The 19,558-nt window shown below is 49.4% G+C and carries 24 protein-coding genes; 4 read left to right on the top strand and 20 right to left on the bottom strand.

Features of this window, described 5'->3' with window-relative positions:
• Positions 1 to 443: 443 nt before the first annotated feature.
• The 3 genes from IDH45_RS18885 to IDH45_RS18875 all read right to left on the bottom strand — a co-directional run bounded on the left by IDH45_RS18885 (position 444) and on the right by IDH45_RS18875 (position 3,848).
• Positions 444 to 1,979 carry an extracellular solute-binding protein gene (locus tag IDH45_RS18885; RefSeq protein WP_190929680.1) on the bottom strand — a complete coding sequence of 512 codons (1,536 nt, stop codon included), beginning with the start codon at positions 1,977 to 1,979 and terminating at the stop codon, positions 444 to 446.
• Between the two features lie 78 nt (positions 1,980 to 2,057).
• Positions 2,058 to 2,951 (bottom strand): carbohydrate ABC transporter permease, encoded by an 894-nt coding sequence (locus IDH45_RS18880; RefSeq protein WP_190929679.1) that lies wholly within the window; start codon positions 2,949 to 2,951, stop codon positions 2,058 to 2,060.
• Between the two features lie 21 nt (positions 2,952 to 2,972).
• A complete protein-coding gene (locus IDH45_RS18875; protein ID WP_190929730.1) occupies positions 2,973 to 3,848 on the bottom strand; it encodes an ABC transporter permease in 876 nt (291 codons plus the stop codon).
• Between the two features lie 319 nt (positions 3,849 to 4,167).
• Between IDH45_RS18875 and IDH45_RS35005 the strand changes: the two genes are divergently transcribed.
• Both IDH45_RS35005 and IDH45_RS18865 read left to right on the top strand, forming a co-directional pair.
• Positions 4,168 to 6,402, top strand: coding sequence for an AraC family transcriptional regulator (locus IDH45_RS35005; RefSeq protein ID WP_190929678.1), 2,235 nt, complete (start codon positions 4,168 to 4,170; stop codon positions 6,400 to 6,402).
• Between the two features lie 129 nt (positions 6,403 to 6,531).
• Positions 6,532 to 6,756 (top strand): helix-turn-helix domain-containing protein, encoded by a 225-nt coding sequence (locus IDH45_RS18865; RefSeq protein WP_190929677.1) that lies wholly within the window; start codon positions 6,532 to 6,534, stop codon positions 6,754 to 6,756.
• A gap of 216 nt (positions 6,757 to 6,972) precedes the next feature.
• Here IDH45_RS18865 and IDH45_RS18860 read toward each other — a convergent pair whose 3' ends face one another.
• From IDH45_RS18860 to IDH45_RS18835, 6 genes are all read right to left on the bottom strand, one after another.
• A complete protein-coding gene (locus IDH45_RS18860) occupies positions 6,973 to 7,743 on the bottom strand; it encodes an ABC transporter permease (protein WP_190929676.1) in 771 nt (256 codons plus the stop codon).
• Positions 7,744 to 8,502, bottom strand: coding sequence for an ABC transporter ATP-binding protein (locus IDH45_RS18855; RefSeq protein ID WP_190929675.1), 759 nt, complete (start codon positions 8,500 to 8,502; stop codon positions 7,744 to 7,746).
• A gap of 4 nt (positions 8,503 to 8,506) precedes the next feature.
• Entirely contained in the window at positions 8,507 to 8,869 is a 363-nt protein-coding gene (locus IDH45_RS18850; protein ID WP_190929674.1) for a DUF1048 domain-containing protein, read from the bottom strand.
• 10 nt (positions 8,870 to 8,879) lie between these two features.
• Entirely contained in the window at positions 8,880 to 9,227 is a 348-nt protein-coding gene (locus tag IDH45_RS18845) for a DUF1048 domain-containing protein (protein WP_190929673.1), read from the bottom strand.
• Positions 9,227 to 9,532, bottom strand: a complete 306-nt coding sequence (locus IDH45_RS18840) for a PadR family transcriptional regulator (protein ID WP_317891237.1) — start codon at positions 9,530 to 9,532, stop codon at positions 9,227 to 9,229. The genes IDH45_RS18845 and IDH45_RS18840 overlap by 1 nt, the downstream gene beginning before the upstream one ends.
• Before the next feature lie 577 nt (positions 9,533 to 10,109).
• Positions 10,110 to 11,159, bottom strand: coding sequence for a serine hydrolase domain-containing protein (locus IDH45_RS18835; RefSeq protein WP_190929672.1), 1,050 nt, complete (start codon positions 11,157 to 11,159; stop codon positions 10,110 to 10,112).
• Between the two features lie 36 nt (positions 11,160 to 11,195).
• On the opposite strand from IDH45_RS18835, the gene IDH45_RS18830 reads away from it, so the two are divergent.
• Complete coding sequence (locus tag IDH45_RS18830) at positions 11,196 to 11,378, top strand: hypothetical protein (RefSeq protein WP_190929671.1); 183 nt, start codon at positions 11,196 to 11,198, stop codon at positions 11,376 to 11,378.
• A gap of 23 nt (positions 11,379 to 11,401) precedes the next feature.
• Complete coding sequence (locus tag IDH45_RS18825; protein ID WP_190929670.1) at positions 11,402 to 11,713, top strand: hypothetical protein; 312 nt, start codon at positions 11,402 to 11,404, stop codon at positions 11,711 to 11,713.
• 191 nt (positions 11,714 to 11,904) lie between these two features.
• On the opposite strand, the gene IDH45_RS34700 is transcribed toward IDH45_RS18825, so the two are convergent.
• The 11 genes from IDH45_RS34700 to IDH45_RS18775 all read right to left on the bottom strand — a co-directional run bounded on the left by IDH45_RS34700 (position 11,905) and on the right by IDH45_RS18775 (position 19,529).
• Positions 11,905 to 12,030 (bottom strand): hypothetical protein, encoded by a 126-nt coding sequence (locus IDH45_RS34700; RefSeq protein ID WP_263364834.1) that lies wholly within the window; start codon positions 12,028 to 12,030, stop codon positions 11,905 to 11,907.
• 27 nt (positions 12,031 to 12,057) lie between these two features.
• On the bottom strand, positions 12,058 to 12,618 hold the full coding sequence (locus IDH45_RS18820) for an ATP-binding protein (RefSeq protein WP_190929669.1): 561 nt from the start codon (positions 12,616 to 12,618) through the stop codon (positions 12,058 to 12,060).
• 294 nt (positions 12,619 to 12,912) lie between these two features.
• The gene (locus tag IDH45_RS18815) at positions 12,913 to 13,329 is read right to left on the bottom strand and encodes a VOC family protein (protein WP_190929728.1); all 417 of its coding nucleotides are present in this window, start codon (positions 13,327 to 13,329) and stop codon (positions 12,913 to 12,915) included.
• A 137-nt stretch (positions 13,330 to 13,466) separates the two neighbouring features.
• Positions 13,467 to 14,285: a DUF817 domain-containing protein gene (locus IDH45_RS18810; RefSeq protein ID WP_190929727.1), complete on the bottom strand. Its 819-nt coding sequence runs from the start codon at positions 14,283 to 14,285 to the stop codon at positions 13,467 to 13,469.
• A 111-nt stretch (positions 14,286 to 14,396) separates the two neighbouring features.
• The gene (locus IDH45_RS18805; protein ID WP_190929668.1) at positions 14,397 to 14,627 is read right to left on the bottom strand and encodes a helix-turn-helix domain-containing protein; all 231 of its coding nucleotides are present in this window, start codon (positions 14,625 to 14,627) and stop codon (positions 14,397 to 14,399) included.
• Between the two features lie 10 nt (positions 14,628 to 14,637).
• Complete coding sequence (locus IDH45_RS18800; protein ID WP_190929667.1) at positions 14,638 to 15,120, bottom strand: DUF2975 domain-containing protein; 483 nt, start codon at positions 15,118 to 15,120, stop codon at positions 14,638 to 14,640.
• A 224-nt stretch (positions 15,121 to 15,344) separates the two neighbouring features.
• Positions 15,345 to 15,776 (bottom strand): SRPBCC family protein, encoded by a 432-nt coding sequence (locus IDH45_RS18795; RefSeq protein WP_190929666.1) that lies wholly within the window; start codon positions 15,774 to 15,776, stop codon positions 15,345 to 15,347.
• 191 nt (positions 15,777 to 15,967) lie between these two features.
• A complete protein-coding gene (locus IDH45_RS18790) occupies positions 15,968 to 16,630 on the bottom strand; it encodes a nucleotidyltransferase domain-containing protein (RefSeq protein WP_190929665.1) in 663 nt (220 codons plus the stop codon).
• 59 nt (positions 16,631 to 16,689) lie between these two features.
• Positions 16,690 to 17,538: a GNAT family N-acetyltransferase gene (locus IDH45_RS18785; protein WP_190929664.1), complete on the bottom strand. Its 849-nt coding sequence runs from the start codon at positions 17,536 to 17,538 to the stop codon at positions 16,690 to 16,692.
• 381 nt (positions 17,539 to 17,919) lie between these two features.
• Positions 17,920 to 18,426, bottom strand: a complete 507-nt coding sequence (locus IDH45_RS18780; protein WP_190929663.1) for a DinB family protein — start codon at positions 18,424 to 18,426, stop codon at positions 17,920 to 17,922.
• Between the two features lie 179 nt (positions 18,427 to 18,605).
• Complete coding sequence (locus tag IDH45_RS18775; RefSeq protein WP_190929662.1) at positions 18,606 to 19,529, bottom strand: phosphotransferase family protein; 924 nt, start codon at positions 19,527 to 19,529, stop codon at positions 18,606 to 18,608.
• Positions 19,530 to 19,558 lie beyond the last annotated feature (29 nt).

The following is a 19,558-nucleotide window of genomic DNA, read 5'->3' as shown; positions in this document are numbered from 1 at the left end:
ATAGCCGCTTCTCTTGATCATGTCCGTTATGTCGTACTGAAATTTAAACGGCGTTATGTATCGGTAATGATTGGTATCGCCGTTCAAGAAAATGTCGATTGGTTCTTGCGAAGCAAGCAAGTTGGACAGATTGCCCGCCACGTTGGTATCCGGGGAATTGACGAGTTTTAAAGTAACATGCGGGAATTTCTTAACGATTGCGTTACCATACTGCTCCATGAACGTAGCTGTATCGGTTGCATATGGCAAATAAAAGCTAATGGTAACGGGCTCCTTCGGTGTCTCCCAAGTCTTCGCCGCGGAGTTCGCAGCTTGACCGGTTTTGCTATCTTGTCCTCCGCTGCACCCGGCTAACATACTGACTGCAGCAACCAACAACACGATCGGTTTTTTAATGAACCTTATCATCCTCTCTGTATAGGAGTTTCGGGCAATTTCCATTCTCATTTCATGCCGGATTCGTCCAAATATTGAAGCCACTGCTTTTTATATTCAGTTTGGATTTTTTCCAGCCCTGCCGCTTTGGCTTTTTCAATAAACAGCTTCAGACCCGCTTCCACATCTTCGACAAGTCCCATTTCGAGCGGCGCAAGATACTGCTTGGACACCTGCTCCAGCGCGGCTCTTTCCGCTTGATAAGCCGTATAGTCTTCGGCGAATCCGGAATAAATATCAGGCTTGGCGATTTTGTCCAGCTGCGCAAATATTGCTTTGACCCCGTCGTACCCTTTGTCGAACAGCATATATTCCGGATTCCGCCACGACCAGCCATTCATCGCCTCGCGCGGGAAGCCGTTCGATTTACTGTCTCCGATCATTTGGTAATACCCGTTATCGACCTTGTAGTTGACCCCTTCGATTCCGTATTCGGTGAGCCGGTTATACTCTTTATCGGTCACGAGCTTTTCGTAGAAGGCGATGGCCCGCTCCGGATTCGGGCTGCTCTTCGGAATGGCGAAACCGTTACCGATCGGCGTAACCGGCGTCGCGTATCCTTTGATGAACGGAAACGGCGAGTATGCCAGCTTCCAGTCCGGATGCGCCGCTTGCGTCTTCGTGTTCATGTCGTTAAACATGGACGGATTGTGAGAGAACAGCGCCGCGGACTTGCCGCCGATGACCAGATTGTTGCCCAGTTCTTTTTCGTTTAGCACGTTTTTGGACCAGAAGCCTTTATCCGCCCATCTCTTCGCTACTTTCAATCCTTCCAGATGGACCGGCGAACCCCAATATGCCGTCATCTCGCGGGGGTTACCGTAGGAAGCCGTCATCCCGTAAGGGAACGATCCGGCGGGATCGATGGTAAGCTCCAAGTAGTTGCGCATATTGAAGCCGGAAGCGAGCGGGAACAAATCCGAAACGTTTTTCTTGATTCCGTCCAAATAAGCTTCAAAGGAAGGAATCGATTCCGGCTTCGGCAGATTGAACTTCTGTCTCAAGTCTTCCCTGTAGATGAAGCCCCCCGTCGTATACTCTTTGTACGTCGAAGGTACTGTGTAGATTTTGCCGTCGATCCTGGCCGTGTGCCACATATCCTGCGGCACGAATCCGTGCAATTTAGGCGCGTGCTTGGGCAGCAGCTCGTCCAGGGGCAGAAAAGCGCCTTTCTTCGCGTACTGCTGGTAACCGAACCAGTTCGCCGTATAGATCAGGTCGATGGGCTGGCCGGACGTAAGCAGCAGTTTGTACTTGGTCGTATTGTCGGTCCACGAAATGTAATTGAATTTTACCGTGGCGTTCAAGTCTTTCAAAGCTAGCTCGTTAATTTTCGCTTCGATGATCGGCAAATCTTTCGGCGGGTCCCCCAGCATGTAAAATTGCAGTTCCACCCTTTTCGAAAAGTCCTGTTCTTTGCCCATACCAGCCGTATTCGCGGTTTCCCCGGCGTTCTGCGTTTTGCCGGTACACCCGGCAAACAGCACGACTGCGAGCGCCACGACGACGAATCGCGCAAAGATGTGCATTGTCCTTCCTTTCATGTGATGCCTCCCTCTACTTTCTAAAAGTTTATCATACTATGTCAGCCGGCGTGCCGCAGAAAGCGGTTGAAGCCGGGTCTAACCTTTTACGGCGCCGATGGTCAAGCCTTTGACGAAATACCGCTGCACGAACGGATAGAGCAGCAGAATCGGCCCTGTTACGATGAGCGACATGGCCAGCTTCGTTGACTCCATCGGAATGTCGCTTGACAGCGTGACCCCGGAGCTTACCCCCAGATCGGCCAGGAATGACATCGTATTAATGATGTTGTACAAGTAAAACTGAAGCTCGTATTTGCTAGGGTCGTTGATGAACAGCGACGATGAAAACCAGCTGTTCCAATACCCGAGAGCCATAAACAGCCCGATGGTGGCGATGCCCGGCATGGCGAGGGGGAGAACAATGCGGAAATAAATGCCGAAATCGTTCGCACCGTCGATTTTCGCGGATTCGATCACCTCGTCGGGAATAATTGACTTGATGAAGCTTCTCATCAATATGATCAGAAACGGCGAAGCCAAACCGGGAAAAATGAGCGCCATGTACGTATTCGTCAAATGCAAGTACGAGGTCATCATGATGTACCAGGGTACGAGCCCTCCGCTGAACAGCGTAGTAAAATAAATAAAGAACATGGCCTTATTGCGGTATTTGAAGTCTTTGCGCTGCAGGACGTACCCGGCCATCGTCGTCATGAACAGCCCGATCGTCGTACCGACTACCGTCACGAAAGTCGTCACGCCGTAGGCCCTCAGAATCGGACCGGGTGTAGCGAAAATCGTCCTGTAGGCCTCGAGCGAAAATTGTTTCGGGATCAGCCGGTATCCATCCCTGATGATCGATTCGTTCAGAGTCAAAGACCCGGACAAGATGAGCAAAAATGGAAATAGACAGACGATTGCTGCCAACGCGACGACCGTGTAGGCGAGCACGCTAAAGGCGGCGGATTTCTCCGAAGCTCTCACGTTCATAACCGAACCTCCTTCCTCAAGTTAAAACAAGGCGTAATCCTCGTTTATTTTTTTGATGATGTAATTAACAGTCACGATCAGAATGAAGCCGAATACGGATTGATACAGTCCCGCCGCGGTCGCCATGCCGATATCAAACGTTTCTTTCAGTGACCGGAACACGTACGTATCGATAATGTCGGTGCTGCCGAACAATAGGCCGTTGTTTCCGATCAGTTGATAGAACAGATCGAACTGCCCCTTCATGATGCTGCCGAGAGAAAACAGAAGCAGAAGGACGAATGTCGGCTTCAGCATCGGGACGGTTATATGCCGAATCCTTTGCAGCAAAGTAGCTCCGTCGATTCGGGCCGCTTCGTAATACTCGTCGCTGATTCCAGTTATGGACGCCAAATAAATGATCATGCTGTAGCCGATATGCTTCCACAGGTAAAACACTACGAGCAGGATGACCCACACCCACGGCGCGCCATAAAAGTTGAACGGCTGCATGCCGAGCGACTTCAGAAACGTATTGGCAAAGCCGGTTTCATAGTTGAACATGTTGTATGAGATGGCGCTCAGCAGGACGAACGATACGAAATACGGCAAAAACAAAATCGATTGCGATATTTTTTTGAACAGCTTCCCGTGGATTTCGCTAAGCAAAATCGCCAGGCCGATGGCCAACACGTTTTTGAGCACAATAAAAGCCAAATTGTAGCCGATCGTGTTCAGTGTGAGCTCCGCAAGCTTACCGGACTTCCACAAAAATTTAAAATTGTCCAACCCAACAAAAGGGCTTCCAAACAGCCCGCCGTGAAAATCGAATCTCGTAAACGCAAAATAGATGCCGACCATCGGAACATACGAATTGACGAAAAAAAACAAAAGAGTCGGCAGCAGCATTAGAAACATAAGCTTGTTTTTATTCAGTTCATTCCAAAATCCTCGCTTCGACACGAAATCTGTCCTCCCCGGCTATAAATAGGATAGGCGGAAGATACGTCTGATAGCGTGCCTGCCCATCCGTTCCCCATCGTACAAGGAAAGCAGGCGCAATTAAACTCCACATTGCGTCATAAACATGAAGTTTTCGCCCTTATCGCGCTTGTTCCCGGAGTGAACAATTCGCACTTTTATGTGTTCTTTCTACTTTTTCACTCTCCCTATGGCAACACGGGCGGCATGTAAGATATACTTTTTTGGAATGACTTTTTGAGGGGATGAGAAGCGGGTGAGTCAACGCGAGAATAGGAGCTTGTACAAAAACATCTTGATCAGCCTTGTGGTTAGTACAGTCATTACTCTGCTCATTTCTTCCACGCTGCTCATCATGAACTTTGAAAACATCGCCATCCGGCAAGTATCCCGTTCCGACTTGAACTCTCTGAAACAAACGAGTCGGGAGGTGGCGAAGATGACAGATACGGCAAAGACGCTATCGTTTCAAATTTACGGAGACTTGACGATCTCCAAGCTGATCTTCTTCCCGAAGCCGGACATTTACGATGTAACACTAGCGATGCAGCAATTGCACAACTACCGGCTATCGATGCCGTTTATCGAATCGATCTATGTGTACAATGCAAGCTCCGGAATGTACTATATCAGCTCAGACACGTTCCGAAACGGAAGCCAAACGGAGGAGGAATTGGACGACCGGGGAATTGTAGACATTTTCCATAACATTCAGGAATACCGTCCGTATTATCCGATACCGAGAATATATGCAATCGGCGATGGAAAACAGGTAAGCAGCTACTCCTATTTATCGTTTGATATGCTCGAGAAAAAAACGAGCGCCGCCGTCGTACTCAATATTGCCGAGTCGTGGGTCAATAAAGATTTCGGCAGCTTAACCGCCGACTTCGGCGCCAGAATGTTCATTATGAATGAGCAAGGCATTTTGCTTTCGCGCAGCGGCGACGATCCGATGTTGACCGATTACTCCGGGAAAGGTTATATTCGGAACATTCTGGATAACCGCGCTGCCTCCGACTATTTCGTGGATATCGTTGACGGCGTCAAATCGCTCGTTTCTTACACAGCCCCGGATTCGCTTGGCTGGAGGTATGTGCGGACGACACCTTATTCGGAGATTACGCGCGAGATTACGAGTATGAGGACCAAAACGATTGCCTTCAGCTTTATGGTGCTACTGTTCGGGTTACTGCTGTCCGTTGCTGCTACCCGCAAACTGTATGGACCGATTGATAAAGTGCTCAAGCAATTAAAATCGCTTGAAATCGAGCGGAGAAACAACCAGCATATCGTAAAGCAGCACTTTTTACGGAGTATTGTGCTTCGCAGGGAGGCCTATGGCCCGGAAGCGCTGCAGGATAAGTTGACCGAATTCGGCTTCACCATCCGGGCGGATCACCCCTCCAGACTCATCTTGCTCAAGTTGGACCGTTTTGCGGAGTGCGCCGATTATTACCGGGACCATCTTAAGCTGGTAAAATACGCCATCATGAACATTTGCGGAGAAATAAGCTCCTCCTCGTATCATGCCGAAGGTGTCGATATTGGCGACGATCGCGTACTTTTATTGCTCGCAAGCGACGATCCTCAGGGACTATCGGATAGAAACGCATTGATAAGCATGCTGAAATTAATGCAGGAAGAAGTTCAGAAACATCTTAAAGTATCCGTTTCCGTCACCGTAAGCCCGGTTCGATCGTCCCTCAACCAAAGTATCCTGATGTACAACCAGGTCAAAGAAGCTTCCCTTCACCGGCTGTTTTACGGCCATGGCTGCCTGATCTGGTCGGAAGACATCATGAACTTGAAGCTGAAGGATTACGCGTTTCCGGTCCACCGGGAAAAGCAGTTGGTCGATTGCCTAATGACGGGGAAAAGCGAAGAAGCCAAGGCCATTTACTCGGAAATGGTGCGTGCTACGGGGGAATACCCGTATACCGTCGTCCAACTGACGATTTCTCATCTGACGTTCACCGTCATCAACGTCCTGAAAACGATTCAGAAGAATAACGCGATCGTCGTCGAAGCCGACTTCGACTCTGCGCTTGCCTCGTTGAACCAGGTGGAAGTCATCGAAGAAATAACGACACAATTTTTCGGGATATTCGATCAATTAAGCAAACAGCTAGAGGCGAAGAAAAATTCGAAACAAACCGATTTGATCAAACGTATCAATGAGATCATCGATCGGGAATATGCGAATCCGAACCTTTGCCTGAACTCGATTGCGGACGAACTGGACATGTCGCCGATCTATATAAGCCGCCTGTACAAACAGCTGACTTTTTTCACACTGACGGACGCCATTCAAGAGGTGCGCATGAATCAATCTAAGCAGCTGTTGCTGGAATCCGATTATTCCGTGGCGGACATCGCCAAACTGACCGGATTTACGAACAGTTCGTACTTCTACCGCATGTTTAAGAAAAGCAACGGTGTAACACCGAGCGATTTCCGTAAACAGATGCCTCGTACCGAGACGATCTGAGAGGCTTTGAGAAGGCATTTAGAATCGTATAAAATGGTAATTCCGAGATCCAAGCCGGGGATGAAGCAAAAGCGGATAGGAAATCATAAAATTCGTTGGACGATTTTTTCTGAGAGGGGCATATGCATATTGAAGTACGAACTGGGCCGTTGCCTGCTGGAAGAAAGACTTCAGGAAGCAGGAATGCCGCTGGAACGGCTGGCGCTTGAACTGCGAGTGAGACGGGAGCGGCTGGGTGATTTTATCGACAATAAAAGAGTGATGTCTCTTAAGCTCGCGATTTCGATCGCCGATACGCTTCAGTGCGAGGTGCGCAGCCTGTACGAATTAACGTCTTCCGATGAACGCCGTTAGTCAGCGGATGGGTAACCTATATAAATAATCTGCCCGTTCGCAACGACGGCAGCCGAACTTTTGGCCGGCTGCCGTTGTATACCGGTTGAGCTATCGTCTCCGCTAGTTCTAATGAAAGATGGAAAGCTTTTGTTGTTTGATCCTGAAATTTAATCTTCAAATTGTAAGTGGGGGCCTTTACTTGATGTTTATCATTATTTTTAATGCCTATAAGCATTAAGTTGCTTTCCGTTTGTACGCGCGCATCGCAAAGATATAAGCCACGAGCATAATTCCGACGCACCACGCCAGCGCGATCCATATATCGTTGCCCACAGGCTGACCTGACAACAGAGCACGGATGGTCTCCACGATTGAAGTCACCGGCTGGTTATCGGCAAAAGCGCGAACGACCTTCGGCATCGAATCGGTCGGCACAAAGGCCGAGCTGATAAACGGCAGGAAGATAAGCGGATAGGAAAATGCGCTTGCACCTTCCACCGTTTTTCCGGACAAACCGGCAATCGCCGCGACCCAAGTCAAAGCCAGCGTAAACAGTACGAGTATACCGGCTACGGCGAGCCATGGCAGAACCCCTGCCGACGACCGAAAGCCCATAATGAGCGCTACGAGAATGATGACGACAAGAGAAATGACGTTGGATACCAGCGAGGTCAGCACGTGCCCCCACAGCACGGCGGAACGCGCAATCGGCATGGAGTGGAACCGCTCAATGATGCCCCGCTGCTTATCCATAAACAGACGGTAAGCCGTATAGGATATACCGCTTGCAATCGCAATCAGCAGGATACCGGGCAACAGGTAGTTCACATAGTTATCCGTACCGGTTTGGATTGAGCCGCCAAACACATAGACAAACAGCAGCATCATCGCAACCGGAGTGATGCAGACCGTGATGATGGTGTCCATGCTGCGGAAAATATGACGCATGGAGCGTCCAAGCATCACGCTCATGTCGCTAAAAAAGTGACTCTTTACCGTCTCCATTTACATTGCCTCCTTTTTACCGATAATTGCGAGGAAAATCTCTTCCAATGAAGGTTGTTTTTCCACATACTCCACCTTTGCGGGCGGGAACAGCTTTTTCAGTTCCTGAAGCGTGCCGTTGGCAATAATCCTGCCTTCATGCAAAATGGCAATTCGATCGGCTAGTTGTTCAGCCTCATCCAAATATTGAGTGGTCAGGAATACCGTCGTTCCACCGTCGGCAAGCTCTTTAACAATTTTCCAGGCCTCAATGCGTGCCTCGGGGTCAAGCCCGGTGGTCGGCTCATCGAGGAAAATAAGCTGCGGTTTTCCGATCAGGCTCATGGCAATGTCGAGCCTGCGGCGCATACCGCCCGAATAGGTTGACACCTTTCGGTCGGAGGCGTCGTTCAACCCGAAGCGATTCAGTAAATCATCTGCGACATGACGCGGATTTTTAAGGTGTCGCAGTTTGGCGATCATGATCAGATTTTCCCGCCCGGTCAATATCTCGTCTACGGCGGCAAATTGCCCGGTCAGGCTGATCGCATGCCGCACATTCTCGGGTCTTGACGCGACGTCAAATCCGTTCACGGTGGCGGTGCCTCCGTCCTGCTTGAGCAGCGTGGCGAGAATTCTGACAATCGTCGTCTTGCCTGCGCCGTTGGAGCCAAGCAGGGCGAAAATCTCACCCTGCTTCACTTCAAAATCGACGCCCCTTAGGACTTCTTTGTCCTTGAAAGACTTTCGCAGACCTTTCACTTGAATTGCTTTTTCCATCCCGTTATCCCCCCTTTTCCTTTTTTTTATCCGTAACCTTTTTCATTGCCTTGCTAACTTCTTGGTTAACAGAGTCTTGATAGATGTCAGCGTAAGTTTTAGAATCTTTGATTAGTTCGTCGCAAAAAGCCGCTACGTCACTTCCCGTCACATCGAGCACGCCTTTCCCCAAGGCCGCGCCCTCTTCAAAAAGATCGACAATCCCCGATAGCAAACCCGTACCTTCGGTTAGTTCAACGGGTCCGACCTTAAAGAAATATTTTTGAATCTCTTTATAAACGATCTGATAATCTTGTGGGAGCCTTTTGACACGCGCCACGTGCGCTCGCCATTCTTTTTTGCCTTGGATGATATCTTGTATTCTCATACTTATCCTCCTATTTACCCAATTTTTTAGCGATATTATGGTTGAGCTGCTCGCGCCACTTGTCGCGATAAGATTTTGCCCCTTCTTCGCCGGCAAGCGCTGAACAGAAGCCTTGGATATCGTCACCCAAAACCTCTTGGACGCTCTGACCGTCAGCCGCCGCTTCTTCGAGCAGGCCAAGAACGCCGTCGAGAATTGGCATGAGGTTGCGACCGCTGAAATCGGAGTACGCCCAAAGATTCGCACTTATTTTTTCCCATGCCGCTTGATAATCAGCCGGCAGCTTTTTGGCTCTCGATTCAAAAGTTTTCATTTCCTTAGTCATGTCGCTGCCAGTTATTTTTTCCCAAAAATTCATTATTTTTTCTCCTTTAACTCGTTAATTTTTGATGATACGAACTCCCATTTTTCCCAGAACTTCCGAAGCTCCTCGCGGCCCGCGTCGTTGATCGCGAAAAACTTTCGAGGCGGTCCCATGTCGGAGGGCTTCTTGGTGATCTCCACCAACTTGTTTTTTTCGAGCCGGATCAGGATGGTGTACACCGTTCCCTCCACAACATCTGTGAAGCCGAGGGCGTTTAGCCGCCGCGTGATTTCGTAGCCGTAGGTTTCTTCGCGGCTTATAATTTCAAGGACGCAGCCCTCAAGCACGCCTTTGAGCATTTCCGTTAGATTTTCCAGCACAATCGCCCCTTGCTATTCTGTATAACTGGTATAAAGTATTACTTACTACAACTACAAAGTAACACGTAGTAGTTGGTTTGTCAATAGCGGTTGCTCTGAACGGATTTATATCTTCAACTACTATGCTGCATATCTTCTATTGTGTGAATCTTGTGTGTGGGGGATACTCCCACACTCGGTCGTCCCGTGAGCATTAAACAACAAATTTGTATGTTGTTGTTCAAGTGAAACTAACGATATTAACTATTGCCCTTCAGGTCGGACAATGTCATGGTCGATTCCCTTCCTTTGCGGCTGCCTTCGTTCAATTAGTATACTTTTTCTGCGACAGCGTCCTGGAGGCCCGAACCAATCAGAGCGGGAGGCTGAACGAGCGGCTGAAGCAATATACTGAGATTCGAATTATCCTTGCCCGTTACTTCAACCAGAAAACGGCAGCCGATCGAGTGCCGGCTGCCGTCTTGTGTAATTGAGTAAAACTAATCCTTCAATTCAATCCGATTTCCTTCAGGGTTAATCGCCTATATGTTTATTATCTTTTGCACAAAACTGTCCGTTAGGTGAGCGAGCTCTCCATCAGAAACCGCCTCGGAATCCAAGCCGGGTCCTTAATGACAGGATTCGTCGTCGCCTGCATTTCAGCGATGCTGGCATCGGAGTTGGCCGTCAGGACGATAACGCTCTTCAGCTCAGGGATGACATAGACGTACTGCCCGCCGTAACGGGAGGCAAAGGCATAATTTATTCCATCCACGCAGCCGATCCACCACAGGCAGCCGTAAGCGGCGTACCCGGACCAGCCGGTAGATTGCTTTTGGAAGGATTGGTCGACCCATCCGGCAGGGAGGAGTCGCTGGCCGCTCCAGATGCCGTCCGCCAAATACAACTGGCCGAAACGCGCAAGGATGCGGGGTGTAAGGAACATATTATTGCCGCCCCAGTTGAGCCCCTCAGGAGCTTGCTCCCATGGGACCGGGAACTGGATGCCGAGAGACCCGAATAATTTCCGGCGGAACTGGATGCCGAGCGGCCGGAATAACTTCCGGCTGGCGTAATAGGCAAGCGGAACCTTCGCTGCTTGTGTCAGAATTGCAGATAGCAGATGCGTGGAACAAGTGCAGTAAAGGAAACGTTCGCCCGGCGAGTGGGCGAGCGGCTTGTCAAGTATGGCGCCGATCCAATTGCTGCTTTTCCAGACCTCCAACATCTCCGGGCTGTTCTCCTCGACATGTAAGCCATGCGTCATCGTTAGCAGATGCTTTACGGTAACTCCGTCAATGTTCGCCAGCCATTTCTCCGGCAACTTCGGAACCAGGTCGGAGATACGCTGATCGACGGAAGCGATCAGACCGTCCCGAATGGCGATGCCAGCGAGCGCATTCATGACGCTCTTCGTGATGGATTTGATGCTGTAGGCAGCGGTCGGCTCGACCTGCGGCGCGTATCGTTCGAAGACGAGCTGCGCATCCTTGACGATCAGGAGGCTGTAGAGGCTGGGAAACGTCCGGAGCAGCGTTTCATAGGCTTGGTTCAGTCGTTGTGCGTCTAGCTGGGCCCTCTTCGGTTCCGTCACTGTGAACGGGACGGCTTCTTTGATCCGGTGCACCGGGCATCACTCCTTCCCCGGTAGTTGAGGAGTCTCTTGATCGAAATTATTTTTGGTCCGTTTGATCCGGTACTGAACGAGCAAAGAGCGTTTGCCGCCGATCTGATTCCTTTATTTAAAGCGGATAAAATGACAACGGACGATCTTTACGAGAATATGGTCGAGATGGCGAAGGTAAACGGGAAGCTGCTCGGCATTCCGATGGCTTGCTTTCGATAAGCGAGTCCTCCAAGCTGAAGGCGTTGGCTTGGAAATTTATAAAAGATGTCATTCTGAACGGCGACAGCCCGTTCCAAAAAGAGTGGATCAAAGAGGATCTGTTGACCGTCAAATCGGCTTTTCAAAAATCGGGACAGCATCAGGTTCCCGGGATGGACGTACTGGCCGGGGAATTGGAACACGGGATCAAACCGATCGTTTTCCGGAATGCTGCACTCAACTCGGTTAAGATAGCGGATAATCGACTGTTTACCGCGACGACGGAAACCGAAGTTATGGCCTCGTTAACGGATCTTGCAGCAGAGATCGACAAGCAGCTGTTAGGCAAAAAATAAAGCAACCGACCACACCTTCGCTGGTGTTAAAGCACTCTCTACGACTACGCATATCTTCCCGCCCGTTCAACATTTAAGGTTCATCGCACAACGACCCGCTCCTGTAACTTACCTTTACCTGCACTCCTGTCACAGCTAACGGCAGCCGAAGACATGGACGTCTTTGGCTGCCGTTTATGCGTACGAGACTTTCAATTACACAGCTTCACATAGTCGGCGATTTTCTTATGAAGCAGCGCCACCCGCTTTTCGTCCGATTCGGCAATCGGGAGCAAAGGCATACGGGGCTCCCCGCAATCCAGTCCGCTCCATTTCATAATAGCTTTGCAGCTCCATCATCTCCCCTACGACCGCCCAGAAATGCTCAAAATTTTTCCAATGACTGCAGGAACTTCTTCGCTGGTTCTGATCGTGAACAAATGATCAGCTTCGCCTTCTGCCGGCGGCGCCATTTCTGGCTTATGGGACTCCGACTGTTGCCGGGCAAGCACCTCTTCGAATGTCGAAGCGCTGCGGAAGATCGCTTTGCTTCTCTGACTTCCGGCCACGCGCGCCAGGAGCACTTCATCTGGAATATCCAAATAAACGAGTATACTCCTAAACCCTTTGCTGCGAAAATAGTTCAAGACGTCTATACGGCCTTTTCGGGCAAGGTTGGAATTGCACAAGATCAGATGGCAATCGGTCTGATCCGCCGCATAATCGACAATCGTTTGCGTGACGGCGTATTTGAGGGTATTCGGCCCTTCTTTCGGACGCAGCGACTTGTAGTACGTGTTGATAAACGCGGCGTGATTGTCTTGATCGATGACAATGGCGTTGTGCATCTGCGCCTCTAACTTCGCGGCGAAAGTCGTCTTTCCGCTATGAGTTTTGCCTACCGTTACAACAACCAGTCTGTTCATAAGCGCCTCCCTTTCGAACCGGTTTACCGAAGCGGTTCCGTTCGTTAAGTTACTGAAACAGCTCCCGATATTCATGCTCCAATATACTCATCATAACATCGGTTTCGAATTGGCCCTCGATAAAGCTTACGCGAGATGATGTCTTGATCAATTAGAGCTCCTCTTCACCGTCTTTTGTAAAAACAAAAAATCCCGTCTCCGAAGAGACGAGAAGTTTTCCCGTGGTACCACTCTAATTCGATCAAGATACTGATCCTCTGCTTTCCTAGTGGGGCTCTTATAACAATACCCGCTTTAACCTTCCGTATAAATTTGAAAGGTCACCCCGAATTGGTCAGTTACATCGCCGAAACCTGGGCTAAAGACCTCTTCTCCAAACGGCATATTCACTTGACCGTTTTGCCTTAAGGCTTCAAAAAATCGTCTTGATTGTTCCACGTCGTTAGTTGAAATGCAAATGGTTACCTGTTTACCCTTCGGAATAGACGAGCCGCTTGGAGCATCGGAAAGCATAAGTTCCGATTCGCCAATTCGCAGCTTAGCATGGGCCACCAGATTTTTCAGGTCCTCATTGAACGTATTCGGCATTTCCGGCATCTCTCCGTATGTAAGGATCGAGAGAACTTCGGCACCAAGTGCTTGTTCATAAAACTGAATAGCGTCCCTCGCGTTTCCTTCCATATTTAAATAAGGGGAAAGTATTACTGCCATCATTGGTCAACTCCTTTTTTTTCAATCGTAGCATATCAATCAGGCTTGGATTACTTTTGGATTGCTGTCTTGATTCACCGAACGACTAAACTCCCGTCAGGCAGCAAAGGCTGCCGATCCATACCGGCAGCCCAGTCTTACTTGGATATGAAACTATCGGCTCCGCTATCCCATTCAAAATCGTTTGAAGCAGGGGTCTGCCGTTCCTTCACCAGCTTAAGAGTCGCTACAATCAAGATGCTGACAATCACCAGCAGCAGCCATGAGCTCACCTTGCCCACATGGACGAGTCGCCACGATGCAGACTGATCCGGATATTCCCACGCTCCGAAAAACGTAGCGACGTTTTCCGCGATCCAAATAAAAAATCCGATCAGCGCAAAAGAAAGCGCAAGCGGCATCCGGTATCGCGTTCCCCCCACCTCGTACGTGACCCAGGTCCGCCAAAATACGAGAAGGACAAGCGCCGACAGCCACCAGCGCACATCGATCCAGTAATGGTGGGTGAAAAAGTTTAAATAAATCATAGCCGCAAGCGGTACTACCACCGGGAACGGCGGCCATCGAACCAGCTCGACCTTTAACCGGCGCCACGCCTGGCACAGGTAACTCGCCACACTCGCGTACATAAATCCGCTGTATAACGGAACGCCAAGCACCTTCGAGTATGCCTCTTCAGGATACGACCACGAACCCATATGCACCTTGAATATCTCCAGGGTCAGGCCGATCAAGTGAAACAAGGTGATCACCTTGAGTTCATCACGCGTTTCAAGACCGGAATAAACCATCCACACCTGCATAACCAGGCAAATGAGCAGCAGCAAATCGTACCTCGGAAGCCCGGGGATCTCGATCAGCTGCGTTAGAGCCAGCGATGCGAAAATAACGACGGGAAACAAACAAGACCATGCCTGCTCCCAACCAAAACGAACGAACTGCTGCAATCCCCTCACCATTGCTTCTCACCACACCACGAATTTCTGACCGGGGAGCCGGTCCATGGGAGCGTCAGCGCCATCCGCAGGCTTGCTTTTGCCAATCGTCCCATCATGAGCAATTCTCCTTTATCCATGAGATCCTTGAGCGTCTTCATCACTTTGGTACTCTAAAATATCCCCAGGCTGACAGTCCAAAGCTTTGCAAATCGCTTCTAACGTTGATAGGCGAATCGCTTTCGCCTTTCCGTTTTTCAATATGGAAAGGTTCGCCATCGTAATTCCGACTCTCTCCGAAAGCTCCGTCACGCTCATTTTCCTTTTGGCCAGCATCACATCGATATTAATTATAATCGCCATGGTATCCACCTCAGACCGTCAAATCATTTTCAGATTTTATATCAATCGCTTCTTTTAAAAGCCTTTGGAGAACGGCGGCAAAAACGGCAATGACCATGGAGGCAAAAATGACGACCAATCCGATTAGGATAACTCCCGGGGCATCGTCCCTCTCCGCCATGAGAAAGAACAGCGGCAAGCCGGCCACGTACAAGCCGCTGATTACGATCGCACAATTTTTAATATTCTTTAGCGCCTGCACCGACCGTTCCGAGAAGGCTTTGTTCTTGTCAATGTAATTTAAAAGCTTAAACGCTTGATACAGAGCAAAGTAAAAAGGAATCGCCGACGCATACAAATCGGTCAAAAGGAAATATTTCAAAAAAGCCATATCCGGATACAATCCCGCTGTGTAATTCGCAATCTCAGGCACGACAAATATGCACAAAACTAGAACCGGGAGTCCAATAAGGATGACCGCTGCCTTTAAAAATAATGTGGTTCCTCGTTTCATAAAAGCCCCTCGCTTATCATTGAAATTAATTTGAATTTACCACTAAATTTATCGAAATTCAATAAATAAATACTAATATTAAATATATTATTGTTGTTTATATTGACATTTCGATTATTGTTTGACCGTATAACCGGAAACTAATTCCACGGGGATCCGCCTTGCCGGGACACAGCAAAGCGCATGCCGACAATCGGCATGCGCTTCAAAGACAATCTATGGATTTATGCTTTTGCAGTTTCCGCATAGGTTTTGAAATTGTCCAAGATCGCTTGCCATCCGGCTTGCTGCATCTCGACGGAGTTGGTCTGCTCGGCGTCAAACAACGTCGTAATTTTCGTGTCGTTGCCTTGGCGGGTAAATACACTTTTCACTTTACGACCGTCAGGCATGGTATAGGCGATGTTCTCGTGCAGGTTTACTTCGTCGTATACGCCGCTGAAGTCGAATCCGAAGCTCCCGTCTTTGGCTTCCATCCTCGAGAGGAATTTACCGCCGACCCTCAGATCATTCTCGGCATGTGGCGTGTGCCAGTCATCTGAAGCTTTGTTCCATTGCATGATGTGCTTCGGTTCCGTCCAATTGGTCCATACGCTTTCGATGGGAGAATGAACGATCGCTTCCACGGTTATCGTTACCGGATTACTTGTTCCCATGATTAACCTCCTAATCGGTATGTTCTCAAATCATACTCACATTGTACCCGCACCTATTATAGCATGCCCGTGGCAGCCTGATTTCTTATAAATTGCTATTTTAATCTATCATCCACTCATAAGCGTAGCGAGAGGGCTGAGAGCTTCCTTTAAGAGGCAGCAACCGGCCGCACTTTTAGCTTAAAGAATGGCTACAGTCTTTCAAGCCATTCGTGTCCGTCGACATACTCCCTTTCAAGAGAGTTTCTTAACCATTGCTTCTGCTCCTCATCAAGAACCGGTAAAGAAATAGTGAAATCCTGGTAATGATCACACGGTTCCGGACTATATTCAAAGTACCTCGCTTTATAATACAGTACAACTTCAGGAGCCAGATATGGGACCTCGCCGGACTCCAGTAAAGCCTGATTCAGCTTTCTTTTTAAGTTTGCGTTTCCCGGCAAATACAAATCGTGATCATCCCTCTGATTAAAAAGAAATTCGATGTAGGTGAAATCTCGCTGCTCCTTCTTTTCCAAACCAAACCGATACGTTCCGTCCCCAATCGGCTCTAAGGTACAACGATCCTCCTTGGACGTAATACAGAAGAGATTTCGTTTCTCAGCAAGCGGCTGCACCTCAAACAACTCGCGGACTACTCCCCTGCCACAAGCTTCCAGTACCCTCCAGCCCGCAGCCAGCATGAACGCAATGATTGCATTTCGATCCTCCCAAAATACCGCAATATCCAAATCTTTATGAATTCTTGTCGGCTTGCCGAGAAACACATCGATTGCGCCCCCACCACAGATGTACCAATCGAAACCCGGGTCGGCCAAAAATGCACGAGCCTGTGCAATAAGGGATTCCACCATTTACAACTCCCGACGATTTTCAGAATTACCCAACGAGTTCGCCGTCTAATCCGGCAGATTTATAGCGTTTTCCGCACCAGATCCATCGTATACGATTCTGTAAAGCCCAGGCTGTCGTACAGATTCCTCGCATAATTCCCGACCACACACCACAAGTTGACACTCGTATGCCCACGCCGGTAGATCTCGTTGCATAGATACCTCGTAAATGTTCTTCCGATTCCGCGCCCTTGAACATCCGTACGGACGGAAATACTGCTCAGCTCATTACCGGAAATGTGACTATACGCGACGATCTCCCCGTTGATTTCGTAAACAAAACGGTCTTCCGCCTCTTCCCTCCAGAGTCTGCGTTCCTTTTCACTCGGCGGGGCAATGACGGAATCGGGAAAGCGGCCGACACGGACGCGCATGTCATGGAAAGCTGCCGCATAAAACGCCTGACTGGCTATATAGTCTTCGTCCGTGTACACCCTCGCCGGAATATCCTCCAAGGGAAAGGGCTCGCCGGTCCGCTGCATGTATGCCGATGAAAAGTACGGGTCAAACCCAAGCTTTTGCGCAAACGCAAGTGAGGATGGACGACCAGCACGAAAGGAACTCCTGACTTTCTCAGTTCCGCCCGCCCGCAATTCGCTTTCCATATATTTCACCATAGCCGTACCGATTCCTTGCCTGCGCAGCAGCGGATCAACAAACACCGTGATGTAGGACTGGGGTGCAGGCTCGTTCATTTGGCCCAGCGCAACAAGCTGATCCCCTATGCGTGCGGTAAGAAACCATTTCGGTTCTTTGGCAAGCACACGAAGCATGTCTTCACCCGCGTCGACGTCAAGACTTATTAATTGTCTGACCGCCTGTTCATCCTGTTCCCTAAAGCGCTCATACCGGATCTCTGTTTCATTCATCGGCTTCGGCTCCTCCCTTGTTCGGTTATCTCTCCGTTCTTCTGCTCTTACAATCACTTTATACGTCCACGGATAAATAGGCGAGAGGAAGTATCATTGAAGTTAAACTGTCCGAACAGAAAAGCTGCCGGAACTGGGTATGGTTCAGCTTAACGGGTCTATCGGTGAATGATGCGAAGGAACGTGCCGGGGCAGCTTCGAGACTTGAACTCTGCAGATAGCACCTATGCTGGGCGCACAATCAGAGGCAACCCCGTTCCTTTTTGGATAGAGGTTGCCTTCTTTTATTTGTTACTACTATGAGGTTACATCATTCCATATCCAGCAACGATGCCCTTGGTTACAGCTGTCTGGATCGCCGCTGCCTGTTCAATAGATCTATCATTTGTTCGCGCGGGCTGCACGCATAGCTGCGGTTTCCTCTTCGTTCGGTCCGTAGATGCCGGGAGCTTCAAGTCCCGCTTGACGCATCAGAATCGTCATCTGGCCGCGATGATGGATTTGATGGCGGATCAAAAATTGCAACACACCGGCATGTGTCGTATCGATAAAGCCGAACAGTACCACCTTCTCCGGAAGCTTGGCGTCCGTCCATTGCTCCTTCAATGCCGATAAAGCACTGTCATGAACCTTGCGATAATTGTTGGCGATATCGGCAGCGGAAGCGGGTTGCTTCGAAAGGTCCGGACCTTCCATCTTCAGACCTGCCGAATTAAGAAAAGCTCCGTAGCTACCCACCAGATGCCAGGCCAGTTCGCCCAGCGTCCGCGGCTGAGCGTCCGAAACGGCTTGCTTCAACGATTCGTCCGTCAGCTTGTCCAATACTTTCAATGTTAGCTCTGCCTCTTGCTTGCAATCTTCCAGAAATGCATGCATGCTTGTGTACATCATCATCTCTCCTTATACAGTTGGAATAAATACGCTGGCCGCAACAACGTGGGTATGTATATAATGTACCAATCCCTTAATGAAGTGTCCACTACATGTAATACATGGATGGCTGGTATCCGTTTCAGTTAATGGACACCTAGGACCACCCTTCAACTCCTCCATCCATTCCCTGTCGCTTAAGTCAGGTTCAAAAGAAATTGTCGCGTGCCCAAATAGGCGTCTTTCCATCCCATCTTCGCGTAAAATCGAAGTCCATCGAGTCCCTTGAAATAATAGGCGCCGAGCAACCGCTCCTTGAAATCCGGAATCACCTTGCCGGCCTTCGTTAGATAGTCTTGATACCTCTGAATGACGCCGCTCCTCGGCATATGCCGATCGAGAATGGCAAGGTCCACGAGGCAATCTCCGTACATGCAATTGCCGTCGATGATGCCGGTAATCCGCTTGCCGTCCGACAACATGTTCCATTGGTGAAAATCACCGTGGATAAACCCTCTGTACGATTCGTTATACGGTACGTAGGCCATCAACCGGTTATAGATCTCTTCGAATACGTCTCTCTCCAGGCAAGACGTGCGATAAAGATCGTGCCAGTTCTCCCAGAACGTCCCCGTCTGATCTTCCGCATTGAATGCAACGACAAAATCTTTCCAAGATTCGTAGGTTCCGTTACCGTCCGGCCTGATCCATCCGTAGCCGGATGTTGATCCGACTTCCACATCGGCCAGACTCGCCAAGATGCCGATAAGCTCCGGCAATTGATGGAGTTGTTCCTCTTCCGTGCAATCCCCTAGATTGAGTCCGATTATCCGCTCCATGATCACGTAAGCCAATCGGCCGGTGTTCCCTAGCACCATACATTTCGGAAAAGGGATTCCTTGGCCCGATAGCAAGTCGGAGACGTAACATTCCGTCTCGTATGCGCCGGCCAGATCGCTGAATTTCACACAATACCCTTTATCTTCGTAAACGAATGAAAACACGCTACTCAAGTTGCCGCCAGCCAGCGGAGTAATTTCAGCCACACCCGGTCCAAAATGATTCCGCAGCACTTCTTCAATTTCGCTAATCGCCAAGCTCGGTTTTTCATAGGCAGACATGGTTCCATCCCCCTTCATGTCATTAAGTT

Source organism: Paenibacillus oceani (genome assembly GCF_014705615.1).
GTDB classification, from domain to species: Bacteria; Bacillota; Bacilli; order Paenibacillales; family NBRC-103111; genus Paenibacillus_AB; species Paenibacillus_AB oceani.
The sequence above is the reverse complement of the archived record's forward strand: the minus strand, read 5'-3'. Positions and strand labels throughout refer to the sequence as shown.